The sequence below is a fragment of the Bradyrhizobium frederickii genome, from assembly GCF_004570865.1.
Classification (GTDB): Bacteria; Pseudomonadota; Alphaproteobacteria; order Rhizobiales; family Xanthobacteraceae; genus Bradyrhizobium; species Bradyrhizobium frederickii.
Map to the genome: position 1 here is coordinate 286,232 of NZ_SPQS01000004.1, position 15,424 is coordinate 301,655.

At 64.6% G+C, this 15,424-nt stretch carries 13 protein-coding genes; 6 read left to right on the top strand and 7 right to left on the bottom strand.

Annotated features, from left to right (window positions below):
• Positions 1-346: 346 nt before the first annotated feature.
• Positions 347-2,809 (top strand): putative bifunctional diguanylate cyclase/phosphodiesterase, encoded by a 2,463-nt coding sequence (locus tag E4K64_RS09195; RefSeq protein WP_167771899.1) that lies wholly within the window; start codon positions 347-349, stop codon positions 2,807-2,809.
• On the opposite strand, the gene E4K64_RS09200 is transcribed toward E4K64_RS09195, so the two are convergent.
• From E4K64_RS09200 to thrS, 3 genes are all read right to left on the bottom strand, one after another.
• Positions 2,795-4,063 carry a serine hydrolase domain-containing protein gene (locus E4K64_RS09200; RefSeq protein ID WP_135163212.1) on the bottom strand — a complete coding sequence of 423 codons (1,269 nt, stop codon included), beginning with the start codon at positions 4,061-4,063 and terminating at the stop codon, positions 2,795-2,797. The genes E4K64_RS09195 and E4K64_RS09200 overlap by 15 nt on opposite strands.
• 63 nt (positions 4,064-4,126) lie before the next feature.
• Positions 4,127-4,690, bottom strand: coding sequence for a nitroreductase family protein (locus E4K64_RS09205; protein WP_167771900.1), 564 nt, complete (start codon positions 4,688-4,690; stop codon positions 4,127-4,129).
• 93 nt (positions 4,691-4,783) lie between these two features.
• Positions 4,784-6,826, bottom strand: a complete 2,043-nt coding sequence (thrS, locus tag E4K64_RS09210) for a threonine--tRNA ligase (protein WP_164718655.1) — start codon at positions 6,824-6,826, stop codon at positions 4,784-4,786.
• Between the two features lie 186 nt (positions 6,827-7,012).
• On the opposite strand from thrS, the gene E4K64_RS09215 reads away from it, so the two are divergent.
• Together E4K64_RS09215 and E4K64_RS09220 are read left to right on the top strand one after the other, a co-directional pair.
• Entirely contained in the window at positions 7,013-8,185 is a 1,173-nt protein-coding gene (locus E4K64_RS09215) for an MFS transporter (protein ID WP_135163214.1), read from the top strand.
• Positions 8,186-8,275: 90 nt separating this feature from the next.
• Positions 8,276-8,653 (top strand): hypothetical protein, encoded by a 378-nt coding sequence (locus tag E4K64_RS09220; protein ID WP_135163215.1) that lies wholly within the window; start codon positions 8,276-8,278, stop codon positions 8,651-8,653.
• A gap of 149 nt (positions 8,654-8,802) precedes the next feature.
• Here E4K64_RS09220 and E4K64_RS09225 read toward each other — a convergent pair whose 3' ends face one another.
• Entirely contained in the window at positions 8,803-10,080 is a 1,278-nt protein-coding gene (locus E4K64_RS09225; protein ID WP_235884622.1) for an alpha/beta hydrolase, read from the bottom strand.
• A gap of 354 nt (positions 10,081-10,434) precedes the next feature.
• Between E4K64_RS09225 and E4K64_RS09230 the strand changes: the two genes are divergently transcribed.
• Together E4K64_RS09230 and E4K64_RS09235 are read left to right on the top strand one after the other, a co-directional pair.
• Positions 10,435-11,802, top strand: coding sequence for an APC family permease (locus E4K64_RS09230; RefSeq protein WP_135163217.1), 1,368 nt, complete (start codon positions 10,435-10,437; stop codon positions 11,800-11,802).
• A gap of 2 nt (positions 11,803-11,804) precedes the next feature.
• Positions 11,805-13,019 (top strand): hypothetical protein, encoded by a 1,215-nt coding sequence (locus E4K64_RS09235; protein ID WP_135163218.1) that lies wholly within the window; start codon positions 11,805-11,807, stop codon positions 13,017-13,019.
• Here E4K64_RS09235 and E4K64_RS41750 read toward each other — a convergent pair whose 3' ends face one another.
• Positions 13,020-13,244: a hypothetical protein gene (locus E4K64_RS41750; protein WP_135163219.1), complete on the bottom strand. Its 225-nt coding sequence runs from the start codon at positions 13,242-13,244 to the stop codon at positions 13,020-13,022.
• Between the two features lie 84 nt (positions 13,245-13,328).
• Positions 13,329-13,667 (bottom strand): membrane protein insertion efficiency factor YidD, encoded by a 339-nt coding sequence (yidD, locus tag E4K64_RS09245; RefSeq protein WP_135163220.1) that lies wholly within the window; start codon positions 13,665-13,667, stop codon positions 13,329-13,331.
• 246 nt (positions 13,668-13,913) lie between these two features.
• Between yidD and E4K64_RS09250 the strand changes: the two genes are divergently transcribed.
• Positions 13,914-14,807, top strand: a complete 894-nt coding sequence (locus tag E4K64_RS09250; protein ID WP_167771901.1) for a COG3904 family protein — start codon at positions 13,914-13,916, stop codon at positions 14,805-14,807.
• Between the two features lie 133 nt (positions 14,808-14,940).
• On the opposite strand, the gene E4K64_RS09255 is transcribed toward E4K64_RS09250, so the two are convergent.
• On the bottom strand, positions 14,941-15,396 hold the full coding sequence (locus E4K64_RS09255) for an iron-sulfur cluster assembly scaffold protein (RefSeq protein ID WP_126257965.1): 456 nt from the start codon (positions 15,394-15,396) through the stop codon (positions 14,941-14,943).
• Between the last annotated feature and the right edge of the window lie 28 nt (positions 15,397-15,424).

Genomic DNA, 15,424 nt, shown 5'->3' on the forward strand with positions numbered 1-15,424 from the left:
GAGAGATTCTGACGATGCTGAGGCAGTATGCGCGAGGACTCCGCTCTCGTGCCCCGGACGCAGCGCAGCGTCCCTTCGACGATGCGCTGCTGAGCCGGGGCCCATGCACCAGCGAGCTCGCGGCTTGCTGGGTCTCGGCTCTGCGTAGCAACGCGAAGGGCGTCGCAGCGCGTCCGGGACACGCGAGCATCGCCTTCGCATCACCGTCATAGTCGCTAACACGCACTAACCAACACCCGACTTAAAACTGTCATAATCGCCGAACGGAACCCCTGCCTGCGCACTTTTTACAGGTCGTTAAGTGCGCCTGCATTGGATACGCCGGGAAAGTGCGTTGGGGACTGCCATGAATGCTGCGAAGAAAGTGTCGGGAAAACCGGCCGCCGAGATGTTCGACGACATCCCGGTGCTTCAGCGCAAATGGCGTGCGGCGTTGAAGGCGGGCGAGCGGCTGCCGCGCTACGAGGACGTCATGCTCGGCAGCCTTGGGCGGCTCGCCGATCACATCGCGCTCCTGAAGAACGACGGTGTGCTCGAACTGTCGCGCAGCGGACGTTACGTGCAGAAATGGCTCGGCGAGGAGCGCTGGGACATTCCCGTCGCAGAATTGTCGCCGGATTGCGCCACTGCGCTGTCGGAAGCAGCGACGAGCGCGCTTGCCAACGGACGACCGCACCATGCCAGCGCGCATTGCGTGCGCGACGGCATGGTGCGGACCTACGACGTGCTGGCGCTGCCGACGGCCTCGCGTTGGGGCGCCACGCTGGTCGGCGCCTATGTCAACGAGCGCGGCGCGCAGTACAATCTGCTGGACGCGATCTTCGCCTCGACCGACGACGCGGTGATCTCGCTGGTCACCTTGCGCGATGCCGGCGGCAAGCCGTTCGATCTCCAGATCGTGCATCACAATAGTAGCGCGAGCACGCTGCTGAAATTCGCGACCGGCAGCCTGCTGTGGCGGCGGATCGGCGAGGGAGCGACGCTGCTGGCCCTGCCCGAGATCATGGACTTTCTGCTCAAGGCCGTCGCGGGCGGCCGCGGCGAGCAGCTCGAGATCGAGAGCGAGGGCCGGCACCTCCGTCTCAGCGCCACGGCCTTCGCCGACGTGGTCTCGCTGACGATCTCCGATGTCACCGCGCTGAAGCGGCGCGACGCCTCCTTCCGCCTGCTGTTCGACAACAACCCGATGCCGATGTGGGTGTTCGATGCGCAGACCAGGCAATTCCTCGGCGTCAACGACGCCGCGGTCCAGCATTACGGCTACAGCCGCGCCACCTTCCTGCGCATGAAGCTGCACGAGATCTGGCCGGAGGACGAGTGGGACAGCCACGCCGAGGCGCTCGAACGCCTCGGCGAAGCCTACCATTCCTCGCGCAACTGGCGGCACCTGCGCGCCGACGGCAGCGAGATCGAGGTGCTCACCTTCGGCCGCCGCGTCGCCTTCGACGATCGCGACGGTTATCTGGTCGCGGTTGTCGACATCACCGAACGGCGCAAGGCCGAGGCGCGCATCGCGCACATGGCCCACCATGACGGGCTCACCGACCTGCCGAACCGCGAATATTTCCGGGAGCGCCTGAAGCAGGCCCTGGATCAGGCCGGGGACAAGCGCGTCGGCGTGCTCTACATCGATCTCGACCTGTTCAAGAACATCAACGATTCCTTCGGCCATCCCGTCGGCGACCGCCTGCTCAAGGACGTCGCCGGACGCCTGACCAAGGCGGTCCGCGGCGCCAATCTGGCGGCCCGGCTCGGCGGCGACGAATTCGCGGTGATCCTCGGCGCCGATGTCTCGCCGAACGAGGCCAGCGCCTGCGCGACCTTGCTGATCGACACGCTGAAGGCGCCTTATGACCTCGACGGTCAGGAGATGGTGATCGGCGCCAGCATCGGCATCGCGCTGTCGCCCGGCGACGGCACCACGCCGGAGGAGCTGATGCGAAATGCCGACATGGCGCTGTACCGGGCGAAGTCCGACGGCGGCGGCGTGCACCATTTCTTCGAGCGCGAGATGGACCTGCAGGCGCAGAAGCGCCGCGACATGGAGCTCGATCTGCGTCGTGCGTTCGCCAATGGCGAGTTCGAGCTGCACTACCAGCCGCTGGTGACGATCGCGTCCGACCGCATCTCCGGCTTCGAGTCGCTCTTGCGCTGGCGTCATCCGGACAAGGGCATGATCTCTCCGGCGGAGTTCATTCCTGTCGCCGAGGACATCGGCCTCATCACCCAGTTGGGGGAGTGGGTGCTGCGCGAAGCCTGCGCCGAGGCCGTCAAATGGCCTGGCGATATCAAGGTCGCGGTCAATCTGTCGCCGGCGCAATTCCGCAGCCGCAACCTGGTGCAGGTCGTGATCTCGGCGCTGGCGCAGTCCGGACTGTCGCCGCGACGGCTGGAGCTCGAAATCACCGAGTCGATCTTTCTGGCCGAGACCGATGCCAATCTCGCCATCCTGCATCAGTTGCGCGAGCTCGGCGTCGGCATTTCCATGGACGATTTCGGCACCGGCTATTCCAGCCTCAGCTATTTGCGCAGCTTCCCGTTCGACAAGATCAAGATCGACCGTTCGTTCGTCAAGGATTTGGCGCAGCGACCCGATTGTGGCGCAATCGTGCGCGCGATCTCGGGCCTTGGCCGCAGCCTCAACATCACCACGACTGCGGAGGGCGTCGAGACCGAGGACCAGCTCGACTGGCTGCGCGCGGAAGGCTGCAACGAGGTGCAGGGTTTTCTGTTCAGCGCGGCGCGGCCTGCGGCCGAGATCGCAAAGCTGCTCGCCGAGTTCGGCCAGCGCGCCTCACGGGCGGCGTAGCCGCTCGGGATAGCAGTCGTAGACCAGCGCCTTGAACGCGGGCGTGATGCGGCCGCGCTCGGTCTGGGTCTGCTGCATCATGAGGTAGACCATGTCGAGCTTGGGATCGACGCCGAAATAGGTGCCGCTTCCCGAGTCCCATTTCAACTCGCCCAGCGAGCCGGGCGGCGGCGGTTTTGCGTTGCCGGGATCGGTCCGTACCGCAAGGCCATAGCCATAGCCGAAGCCGTCCCCCGGAAAATAGAAGTAATCGCGTCCGACGCCGGAGCCGGGCCCGATGTGATCCGTCGTCATCGCCTTGAACACGGCAGGGCTCAGATAGCGTCTGCCCGCGAACTCGCCGCCGTTGAGCAGCATCTGCGCGAAGCGCTGATAGTCGGTGATGGTCGAGAGCAGGCCGCCGCCGCCGGACTGCCATTCGGGATGGTCGAGACGCTCGCGCTCGCCGGCAAGCAGGATGAGGTCGTTCGGCAGCGGCCGCGCCATCCGCGCCAGCTCGCCCTCCGTCGCGAGCACGAATTTGGTGCTGGTCATGCCAAGCGGATCGAAGAGGCGTGCTTTCAGGAACTCGTACAGCGTCTGGCCCGATACGATCTCGATGACGCTGCCGAGCACGTCGGTGGAATGGCCGTAGCGCCACAGCGTTCCAGGCTGACGCGCCAGCGGCAGTTCGGCGATGCGATCGGCGAACTGCCTGTTGTTGAAGTGACCGTTGAAAATGTTGGCCATCCTGTAGGCGTGCTCGACCCACTGGCTGCCGATGTAATCGTAACTGATGCCCGAAGTATGCCGCAGCAGGTCCTCGATGTTGACGGGGCGGTCCGGTGGGACGAGGTCCAGCTCGACCATGCCGCCGGGCAGGGTCACCTCGCGGCCCACCTTGGTCCCGGCGAACAGCGGGACGTATTTCGACACGGGGTCGGTCAGCGCAAGCTTGCCCTCGTCGATCAGCATCATCGCGCCGAGGCATGTGATCGGCTTGGTCATGGAGTGGATGGCGAAGATCGTGTCCGGCGTCATGGCAAGGCCGGTCCTGGTGTCGCGCACGCCGAAGCACTTCAGATAGACCGGCTTGCCGTGCTGCTGGACCAGGATCGCCGCGCCCGGCAGCCGGCCGCTTGTCACCTCGTTGTCGAAAAACGCCGTGATGCGATCGAGCCCCTCGGATGAGGGAGCGGGAATATCGGCAGCACGGCTTCGCGCCATCGCACCGGCGAGCATCGCGGCCCCGACAAGAAATTCACGCCGTCGCATCCGAGCTTCCTCCCTCGCCGGGATCAAAGCCGCACAACGTTCGGGACGTCAACAAGCCTTCGGTTAAAAACGCGTCACGATTTCCGAAAGGAACGGTCGCGGACGGTCTTCGCTCGGCTTGGTCGGCGTGCCGATATGGATGAAGCCGGCGAGCTTCTCATCCGGCTTGAGGCCGAGGCCATCGAGCACGTCGCGGTCGAACGAGAACCAACCGGTCAGCCAGCAGGCGCCGTAGCCGAGCGCGGTCGCGGCCGTGACGATGTTCATGGCGCTGGCGCCCGCCGACAATTCCTGCTCGAACGCCGGTACCTTCGGATGCGGCTTGGTGAAGCTGACGATGCCGATTACCAGCGGCGCGTCCATGAGTCGCTTACGCTCGGTCTCGACGTCGGCCGCCGGCGCGCCGGGATTCTTCCGCGCAAAGACCTTTGCGATCACCTCGCCGGCGCGCTGGCGGGCCTCGCCCTCGAAGACGATGAAGCGCCAGGGGACCAGCTTGCCGTGGTCGGGCACGCGCGCTCCGATGGTGAGGATCGTCTCGAGCTCGGCCGGAGAGGGGCCGGGCCCGGTCATCTCGCGCGGCTTGACCGAGCGGCGGGTTTTCAGGAGTTCGATGGCGTCGGGCACTGCGATATCCTCTTCAACGGGTCTGCGGGCGTGCCATGCCGAGATAAGCATGCACGCCCGCAACCGGAAGCGAGTTTAGATCGATTTCAGGGATCAGAAGGCGCCACGCGCCCGCCGGACATCCGGCGGGGTTGCCTCGTCGACCAGCGCGGCGATCGCCTCGGCGGTCGTCATCACCTTCTGGCCGTCGCTGCCGAGCCGGCGGACCGAGACCGAATGCGTCTCGGCCTCTTTCTTGCCGACCACGAGCAGCGCCGGGATCTTGGCCAGCGAGTGCTCGCGGACCTTGTAGTTGATCTTTTCGTTGCGCAGGTCGATCTCGACCCGCAAGCCCGCGCGCCGTGCCTGCTCCAGCACCTGCTTGGCGTACTCGTCGCCTTCCGAGGTGATGGTGGTGACCACCGCCTGCACCGGAGCCAGCCAGAGCGGGAAATTGCCGGCATAGTGCTCGATCAGGATGCCGATATAGCGCTCCATCGAGCCGCAGATCGCACGGTGCACCATCACCGGCGGCTTCTTGCCGCCGTCATGGTCGATGTAGAACGCGCCGAACCGCTCCGGCAGGTTGAAGTCGACCTGCGTGGTGCCGCACTGCCAGTCGCGGCCGATGGCGTCGCGCAGCACATATTCGAACTTCGGCCCGTAGAAGGCGCCTTCGCCCGGGTTGATCTCGGTCTTGATGTGGTTGCTCTGCGACTGGATCTCGCGCAGCACCGTCGCCATCACGCGTTCGGCGTGATCCCACATCTCGTCCGTGCCGACGCGTTTCTCCGGCCGGGTCGACAGCTTCACGGTGAGATCGCCGGTGAAGCCGAAATCGGCATAGGTCGACAGGATCAGATCGTTGATCTTCAGGCACTCCTCGGCGAGCTGGTCCTCGGTGCAGAAGATGTGCGCATCGTCCTGGGTGAAGCCGCGCACGCGCATCAACCCGTGCATGGCGCCGGACGGCTCATAGCGATGCACCACGCCGAACTCGGCGAGGCGCAAGGGCAGGTCGCGGTAGCTCTTCAGGCCGTGCTTGAAGATCTGCACGTGACCCGGGCAGTTCATCGGCTTGAGCGCAAACCAGCGCTTGTCCTCGGCCTCGTCGCCGGCCGATTGCGCCGCGAACATGTTCTCGCGATACCAGCCCCAATGGCCCGAGGTCTCCCACAAGACCTTGTCGAGGATCTGCGGCGCGTTGACCTCGCTGTAATCGCCGGTCAGGCGGCGGCGCATATAGGCGATCAGCTGCTGGAAGATGGTCCAGCCCTTCGGGTGCCAGAACACGACGCCCGGACCTTCCTCCTGGAAGTGGAAGAGGTCGAGCTCGCGCCCGAGCTTGCGATGGTCGCGCTTTTCGGCCTCCTCGATCTGCTTGAGGTAAGCGTCGAGGTCCTCCTGCTTGGCGAAGGCGGTGCCGTAGATGCGGGTCAGCATCGGGTTGTTGCTGTCGCCGCGCCAATAGGCGCCGGCCACCTTCATCAATTTGAAGGCGTTGCCGACCTTGCCGGTCGAGGTCATGTGCGGGCCGCGGCAGAGGTCGAACCAGTCGCCCTGGTAGTAGATCTTGATCGGCTCGGTGCCGGGAATGGCGTCGACCAGCTCGACCTTGAACGCCTCGCCCTTGTCGCGAAACACCTGCTTGGTCTTTTCGCGGTCCCAAACCTCTTTCGTGAAGGGTTTGTCGCGCGCGATGATCTCGCGCATCTTTTTCTCGATCGCGGCAAAGTCTTCCGGCGTGAACGGCTCGTTGCGGAAGAAGTCGTAGTAGAAGCCGTTCTCGATCACGGGACCGATGGTGACCTGCGTGCCCGGCCACAGCGTCTGCACGGCTTCGGCCAGCACGTGCGCGCAATCGTGGCGGATCAACTCGAGCGCGCGCGGATCGTCACGATTGACGAGCTCGATCTTGGCGTCGTCCTCGATAGGATCGTTGAGGTCGGTCAGCACGCCGTCGAGCGCCATCGCAACCGTGCGCTTGGCCAGCGACGGCGAGATGCCCTTGGCGATGTCGAGGCCGGTGATGCTCTTGTCGTATTCGCGCCGGGCGCCGTCGGGGAAGGTGAGGGTGACTTTGGCGGCGGGGGTCACGGGCTTGAGATTGGACAGGCTGTACTGGAAGCCGGACTCGGATTTGGGCTGATCGGTCATTGCTTTTCTCCTGAGGCTCACTCCTGCGAACGAGCGCAGGTAAGCGGGAACGAGCGATATAACAGGCGATTCGGCCTGCGCAATCCGGCAATTCCAAGAAAGTGGCGCGCAAAAGCCGGGACCTTGCACCAACTATTTCGAGCCGCGGCCTTTAACGGTTGGCGGGCGCGCTCTACATGCATCTGCATGGAAAAATCCCCTGCCTCCGGCCGTTTCGCGCCAACCGCCCTGATGCTTGGCAATCTCGTCACCGGCTGCTCGGTGCTGGCCCCGGCGGGCATGCTGCCGGAATTGGCAAAGGGCCTCGACGTCAGCATTCATGCCGCCGGGCTGCTGATCACCTTCGGCGCGGTGACGCTGTGCATCGGCTCGCCGCTGACGGCCTGGCTCACCAGTCGCATCGAACGGCGGACGCTGCTCACCGCGACGCTCGCCGTGCTCGCCTTGGGCAATCTCGCCTCGGCCTTTGCGCCTGACTACACCAGCCTCCTCGTCATCCGCCTCGTCATGCTCGCGGTCGGTGCGCTCTACACGCCGCAGGCCGCCGGCACGGCGGCGCTGATCGTGCCGGCCGAGCGGCGGGGCAGCACCATTGCGTATATCTTTCTCGGCTGGTCGCTAGCCGCCGCCGTCGGTCTTCCGCTGATCACCTTCATCGCCAGCCGCTATGGCTGGCGGGCAGCCTATGGCGAGATCGGCGTGCTCGGTTGTCTCAGCTTCGTGCTGTTGCTGCTGCGATTGCCGGCGGGCTTGCAGGGGGTGCCGGTGGATTTGAAGACCTGGCGCGACGTCGGCCGCGACAAGACAATTCTGCTGCTGCTTGCGATCACCATGCTGCAAATGTCGGGACAGTTCGTGGTGTTCACCTTCATGGGCCCGCTGCTCAACAAGCTCACCGGCGCCGGCCCCGACGCGATCGGCACGGTGTTCGCGCTCTACGGCGTCTGCGGCTTCCTCGGCGTCGTCATCGCCACCCGCATCGTCGACACCTCGGGGCCCTATCGGACCTCGTTGCTGTTCACCTGCCTGCTGCTGGCGGGGATCACGGGCTGGGCGCTCGGCGCCGGTACGCTTGCTTTCATGACGTGCGGGGTCGCGATCTGGGGCCTCGGCTTTGCCTCGACCAATTCGATGCAGCAGGTCCGGCTGGTCGCCGCCGCGCCGTCGCTGGCATCGGCGACCGTCGCGCTCAACACCTCGGTTCTCTATATCGGCCAGGCGGTCGGCTCCGCCATCGGCGGATTGTTGTTCGCCCGCGAGCTCCTGCACACGCTCGGCTTCGTCGCGGTCGGTTTCGTCGTGCTGGCGCTGATCCTGGTGGTCCTGACCCGGCCCCGTCGGGTCGCTGCCCTGGCCTGACTCCCGCTTCTGGCGTGCGCAAGGTGCTTGGCAAACAGCGCGCCGGAGCGCTAGAAGGCCGGTCATGGGGACCAAAGAGAGTTGACTGAAATGAGGATGATTCTGGCGGTTGCCGCGGTGCTCTATTCAGCCTCCGCGTTCGCGCAAGCCGACAAGCCACCGATGGTCGGGGACAAGCCCTTGGTGCAGGTCAAGCCCAAAGGAGCCAAGGAGGCGGCGGCGAAGCCGGCCGCGGCGCCGAAGGGCAAGCCGCAATCCATCGCCGTGCGGCTCCAGGCCTGTCTCGAGATCGACGACGGCACCAAGGACCGCCTCAACTGCTACGACGCCGTGATCCCGCCGGCCCCGAAGCCGAAGCCTGCGAAGGCCAAGGGCTACGCCGATTGCCGGTTCTTCAAGGAAGAGGACGAGCGCCTGACCTGCTTCAACGGTTTTGCCGAGAGCATTCCGAAGCTGCCCAAGAACTGATGCTGTGCGGGACATGCTCAGCTGCTGATCCGGCTGAGCGCCGCACGGCTAAAGCATGATCCGGAAAAGTGCGCAGCGGTTTTCCGAAAAGATCATGCTCAAACGGCAACCTAAAGCGCGATGACGATTCATCCCAATCGCATCGCGCTTTAGCGGCTCGAGGCCACGCGCGTCAGCGCCAGCGACGGCGTCGCCGCCATCTTCACCAGTACGTCCTTGAGCGGATCCTGCGTCCAGGCGCGGGTGACATAGTCGCGATGGGTGATGCCGTCGGCGGTCTCGACGAACACCACGCTGCCTGGACGAAGCGGCTGATCCATGTCCTCGGCGACGCCGATGCCCTTCTGGCGGAGCATGCTCATCAGCTCGCGGTCGCGCCGCGCGGTGTGGCGGGTATAGGCGCTGACGAAGAAGCCGGAGCGGTGGCTTTCGATCCAGGACGCGAACTTGTCCAGTTCGCCATAGACGGCATCGAGCAGCACGACGCCGCGGACGCGGTCGCTGATGCCGCCGACCTCTAGGCTCCAGGCCGTCGGCAGGAAGCCGCCGCTATAGCCGACGATCACGATCGGCATGTTGGCGAAGGCGCGCGTGCTGTTGGGATCGCCGGTGAGGCGGGCCAGGTGGGTCGCCGACTCCTCCATGAAGCGCTTGAAGCCGCCCGGTTGCCAGAACTTGCCGGCGCTGGAATCGGCGGCATTGACCGCCATCTGCGGGGCGAGCAGCACGGCGTTGACGCCGGAATCGGTGATCTGCTTGGGCACCAGCTGGCGATCGCGCACGTCGCGTTCGAGCGTTGCGCCGTTGCCGTGGAAGAACACCACGATCACGCCCGGCTTGCGCACGTCGAAATGCTCGGGCACGTGCACCAATACGCGGCTGTCATTATAGGTCTCGTCCTGCCAGAACACGCGACCGGAATAGCTGCGGTGGCCGCGACGGTCGCCCTTGGCAATGTTGAGGAACGGTGCGTCGGAGGCGGGGTTGTTGCCGAAATAGGGAAAGGCCGACGACTTCATGCTGACGAGGGTCGTCAGGTCCTCGCGGGCGGGGCGCTTGTAGGGCACCTGCGGCTCGAGCGAGGCGACCTTGTAAGGTGCCTGCTCCGGCTGCTGCTGCACAGCGCGCTTGGGCGAGAAGTCCGACATCTGCCGCTGCAGAAGGCTCTCGCTCGCCGACGGGAAGCGCTCCTTAAACTGCGGGGCCGGAAAGCGATCCTCGAACGTGTCGCCGCTCGCCACTTTCTGGTTTGTCTGGTTTGTCTTCGCAACGACCTGGACGTTCGCCTGCGAGTTCGCCGCGAGCGCCGCCGGGTTTGGCGCCTTGCCGCATTGAACCAGCGTCAGCGACAGCGGCACCAAGGCTGAGATCAGGCCGCGCCGGAGCGCACGACCGCGCGCATCGGAGGGTGTCCGATCGGCACGCATGTCAGCTCTCGGTTTCGGAACGGCCCCGACCATCCACCCATGACCCCAAAGTCACGTCCAATCGGCATCTCTAGACAATTGAGCCGACCGACGTTTAGGCGACGTTAAGCGTCCGGAGAAACTTCCCCACATCCGGAACGCTCAAAAGGACCATGCAATCGTGTCCTGATTGTGGGGAAGGGGGACGGGACTTTCCGGGGCCTATGCCGCTTTTTCTCTCGGCAACGGGAATAGTGGTGCTCAAATACCCCGTTTCCGTTGCCTCATTTAACCCTTGTTAACCCTGCTTGAATTCACTGGGGCAAACTGCACGATGCGCCCCGCGAGGCACCACGCCTCAGGTTAAGGACCCCGATGACGGCATCAGATGCGGGAACCGAACCCTGGACTGGCCGGCTGACCGGAAGCGGGACAGGGGTCTCGGTTCTGGTCGCGACCGCCATCGTCGTGGCCGACATGATCGGGGTCGGCGTCTTCACCAGCCTCGGCTTCCAGGTCAAGGATATCCCGTCCGGCTTCTCGATCCTGCTGCTGTGGACCGTCGGCGGCATCGTCGCGCTCTGCGGGGTGTTCGCCTACAGCGAGCTCGGGGCGATGTTTCCGCGCTCGAGCGGCGAGTACAATTTCCTCGGCCGCGCCTATCATCCGGCTTTCGGCTTTCTCGCCGGCTGGGTGTCGGCGACGGTGGGCTTCGCAGCGCCGGTCGCGCTTGCCGCGATGGCGTTCGGCGAATACGCCAAATCGGTCGTGCCCGATCTGCCGCCGATCCCGCTCGCCATCGCCGTGGTGTGGCTGGTCTCGCTCGTGCAGCTGACCGGCGTCAGGCACTCCTCGACCTTCCAGCTGATCTCGACCATCATCAAGGTCGCGCTGATCGTCGCCTTCCTGGTCGCCGGCTTTGTCATCGGCGTGCCGCAGCCGATCGCCTTCACGCCGCAGCCGGGTGATCTCGCCCACATCGTCAGCGCGCCATTCGCGATCGGGCTCGTCTTCGTGATGTATTCGTTCTCGGGCTGGAATGCCGCGACCTACATCATCGGCGAGATGAACACGCCGCAGCGGAGCCTGCCGCGCGCGCTGCTGACGGGCACGCTGATCGTGCTCGTGCTGTATGTCGCGCTGAACGCGGTGTTCCTCTACACCACGCCGGTGAGTGCGCTTGCCGGCCAGCTCGACGTCGCCAGCGTTGCCGGCAGCGCGATCTTCGGCAGTCTCGGCGGCCGGATCGTCGGCGCGATGATCTGCGTCGGCCTGATCTCCTCGATCTCTGCAATGATGTGGATCGGTCCTCGCGTCATGATGACGATGGGGGAGGACATTCCGGCGCTGCGCGTGTTCTCGAAGCGATCGGGGCGCGGCGCGCCGGCCTATGCCATCCTGTTCCAGCTCGCGGTCGCGACGCTGCTGCTGTTCACGCGCAGCTTCGAGGCGGTGCTCGACTTCATCCAGTTCGCACTGTTGTTCTGCTCGTTTTTCACGGTCGCCGGCGTCATCAAGCTGCGCATCACCGACCCCGATTTGCCCCGGCCCTATCGCGCCTGGGGATACCCGTTCACGCCGCTGGTTTTCCTGCTCGTGACTGCGTTCATGATGTACTACCTCTTGACCGAGCGGCCGGTGCAGTCGCTCTCGGGGATGCTCGTCATGCTGTCGGGCCTGTTGATTTATGCCGTTTTCCGCAGGCGGCCGGTCGCCGCCGGCAATTCACACAATCGCGAATAGATATGTTTCGATCCCTCAGAATTGCGGTCGCCGCTCTTGCCCTGCTGGCTGCGGCCGTCTCGTCCGTCCGCGCCGCCGAAGTCACCTTCGATGACACCGCGCGCTTCCTTGCGGGCATGCAGCCTTCGGCGGACTCGCCGCTGCTGCCGCTCACAAGGGAGCCGGGCTGGCAGCGCCATGCCAAGTTCTTCGACGGCGCCTTCGCCCAGCTCGAGCAGCGCCAGCTTTCGAAGATCCGCGACTGGGCCGACGTCAATCTCGCCGCGCCCCGGCCGACCATGTTCTACATGTTCAGCGGCCCTGATTTCCTCTACGCCAACGCCTTCTATTCCAAGGCCAGCACCTACGTGCTCGGTGCGCTGGAGCCGGTCGGTGCCGTGCCCGATTTGACGCGGCTGCCGCGCGGCTCGGTCGGCGCCGCGCTCTACAATATCGAACGTTCGCTCGGCTCGATCCTGAGCTTCTCGTTCTTCATCACCAAGCAGATGAAGGTCGACCTGCACGCCAATCAGGTCAACGGCACCTTGCCGATCCTCTATGTCTTCCTCGCCCGCTCCGGCAAGACCATCCGCAACGTCGAGATGGTCGCGCTCGACGCCAAGGGGGGAATGCATGCCGCAGGCGACAATCCGGGACCGAACGCCACCCACGGCGTCCGCATCACCTTCGCCGGCAGCGACGGCGAGGCGCGCACGCTGTACTATTTCTCCACCGACCTTTCCAATGCCGGTGCGCGCAACACCGGATTCCTGAAATTCTGCGAGACGCTGGCGCCCGGCAACAGCCTGCTCAAGAGTGCGTCCTATCTCATGCACTCCGGAAATTTCACCGTCGTCCGCGACTGGCTGCTCGCCAACAGCGCCACCATCATCCAGGACGATTCCGGCATTCCGCTTGCGAATTACGGCGCACGGCAGTGGCGGTTCTTCCCGTTCGGCCGCTATCTCGGGCCGATCGACGAATTCCCCGGCCGCTACCAGGAGCGCTACGCCGAATTGTTCACACGCGCCCAGCCGATTGATTTTGGCGTCGGCTACCGCTGGCGCATGCACGAGTCGAATTTGCTGCTGGCGGTGAAAGTGCCGGGCAGCGAAACGCCGCCAAGCGGGGAGGCGACCTCGTCGGCCGATCCGACGCCAAAGCCGCCGCGTCCGAAACGGCTGCGACCGCCCGAGTCGATCCCGCCGTCGCCCGGGCGCTTCTACTGGTTCCGCTGATCACCAGTGCACGCTCTGGCTCGGTACGATGAACGCCGTCGTGCTTGGCGGCGTCGCAAGGCTAGATGCAAGGTACCAGCCCGAGCCGAGCACGAGCGCCAGCAAGGCGACGATCGCGAGCAGGTCCATGGTGCGGGGGTCGTGGTGCCGCCTGGAGCCGGGGGCGGGGCCAAGCCTGGTGTGAAAAAGCCTGGTGTGAAGATGAGGGCTGATTTTCCAGCGCATTGTTGTTTCCTCCCGAAGGGGAGCATCAAAACAACGCGGGAGCAAAGTCCAAGGTTCCACTCAGGCTCAGGAGCATCGCATAGCTCAGGATGCGTTGACACCACGCCATCGGCCATAGCGCCATGGCAGATACCAGCGCGCGCCTTTCGGTGCGGCAAGCGGCACGTTGTCGATGCCTGAGGTGCCGAAGGGATTGCAGCGCAGCAGTCGTGCGAGCGTCATCCAGCCGCCGGCCCACAGCCCGAACCGTTCGATCGCTTCGTCGCCATAGACAGAGCAAGTCGGCAGATGCCGGCAATTGTAACCAACCAGGGGCGACAGCGTGTGCCGGTACAGCCAGATCAGCGCGCGGCCGAATCGGCGTGGGAGCCGAAGCGCCCCATCGAGCGAACTGGAACAGTGCGCGCAGACTGAATGCTTCATGTGCACAATGCTGTCATGGTGAGCGAGGTATTGCACGGTTCCGGCGCAGGGAACTGTAAGCTGTTGTTTATGCGCCATATTTTGCATGCTTTTTGGGAGCAGTGCAGCAAGTACTTGTGGACGATCTGTATTCCCACGGATACCATTTTTGTGACGTCCATGTGAGAAACATACGCCTGTATGATGGACTCAGCGGGCGCTACCAAGGATTGTTGGGGACCTTAGGGGCTTGGGGAAGGAACCAGATTGAGACTTCTGAACTCCCTTAATCTTCGCGGTTGGTTGCTGGTGGGAACCGCCGCGTGTGGAATCGTGCTGGCTGGCGCCGTCGCGACACTCGGGTCGTCGGCTCGAGCGGGGAGCGCGCTCGAAGAGCGCAAGCTGCCGATGAAGTTCAGCTGGGTCGCCTGCGAGCCGAATTGCCGCGGCTGGGTCAGCGCGGTCGGCGTCATCACCGCCGACACACCGAAGGATTTCGAAGAATTTTCTCGCGGACGCCAGCTTGGTGGCGCCACCGTGGTGCTCGATTCCAGCGGCGGTTCCGTCAATGACGCAATCACGCTTGGCCGACGTTTCCGCAATCTCGGCCTGCTGACCACGGTCGGCGTGAGCCTGCGCGGCGGGCAGTCGGCCCGCCCGACGGTCGCGCCTGAGGCCTATTGCGAATCCATGTGCGTGTTCCTGCTGCTGGCCGGCAAGAAGCGCTACGTGCCGGAAGCCGCCCATGTCCGCGTCCACCAGATCTGGATGGGCGACCGCGCCGATGATGCTAAGGCGGCGAGCTACAGCGCGCAGGATCTGATGATCGTGGAGCGGGACATCGGCCGGCTTGCCAAATACACCTTCGACATGGGCGGCGCCGGCGATCTGCTGTCGCTCGCGCTCAGCGTTCCGCCCTGGGAAGATCTGCACGAGCTGGACGCCGGCGAGCTCAAGCTCACCAATCTCGTGACGACCGATCTCGTTGCCGACGTGCTGCCGCATGTGGAGATTTCCGCACCGGCGATGGCGGAGCTTGCCGCGAAGACGCAGGCAAGGTTCGGCGTGGAACCGGAGCAGTCTGCGAAGTCGACCAAGACGGCGGAAGCCGTGGTGCCGACGGGCGGTGTGGCCGCGCCGGCTGCAGCGACGCCGAAGTAAGCTCCACCCATTGTCATTCCGGGGCGTCGCAAAGCGACGAACCCGGAATACAGATTGAAGCGCGAGATTCTCAGGTGCGCAATCGCGCACCAGGTTTCGCGCTGGCGCGCGCCCCGGAATGACAATATTGGGCTCAGCCCTGTGCCGCAGCCGGCTGCTTGGCTTTGGCCTCGATCTGGCCGATTGCGTCAACCACGGCATCGAAGGTCAGCAGCGTCGAGGCATGGCGCGCCTTGTAGTCGCGGACGGGCTCGAGGAACTTGATCTCCTCCCATTTGCCTTCCGGAGGCGCACCGTTCTCCTTCAGCATCTTGCGAACAGTCTCGCGTAACTCACGGAGTTCGCTCGCAGTCGAGCCGACAACCCGACTTGCCATGATGGATGAAGAAGCTTGTCCGAGCGCGCACGCCTTCACGTCATGGGCGAAGTCGGTGACGGTGTCCCCGGTCATCTTGAGATCGACCTTGACGGTCGAGCCGCACAGCTTGGAGTGGGCGGTGGCGGAGGCATCGGGGTCCGGCAGCCGCCCGAGGCGCGGAATATTTCCGGCCAACTCGATGATCCGCTTGTTATAAATGTCGTTCAGCATGTGATGGAGTCCAGCGCGTCCATGCCCA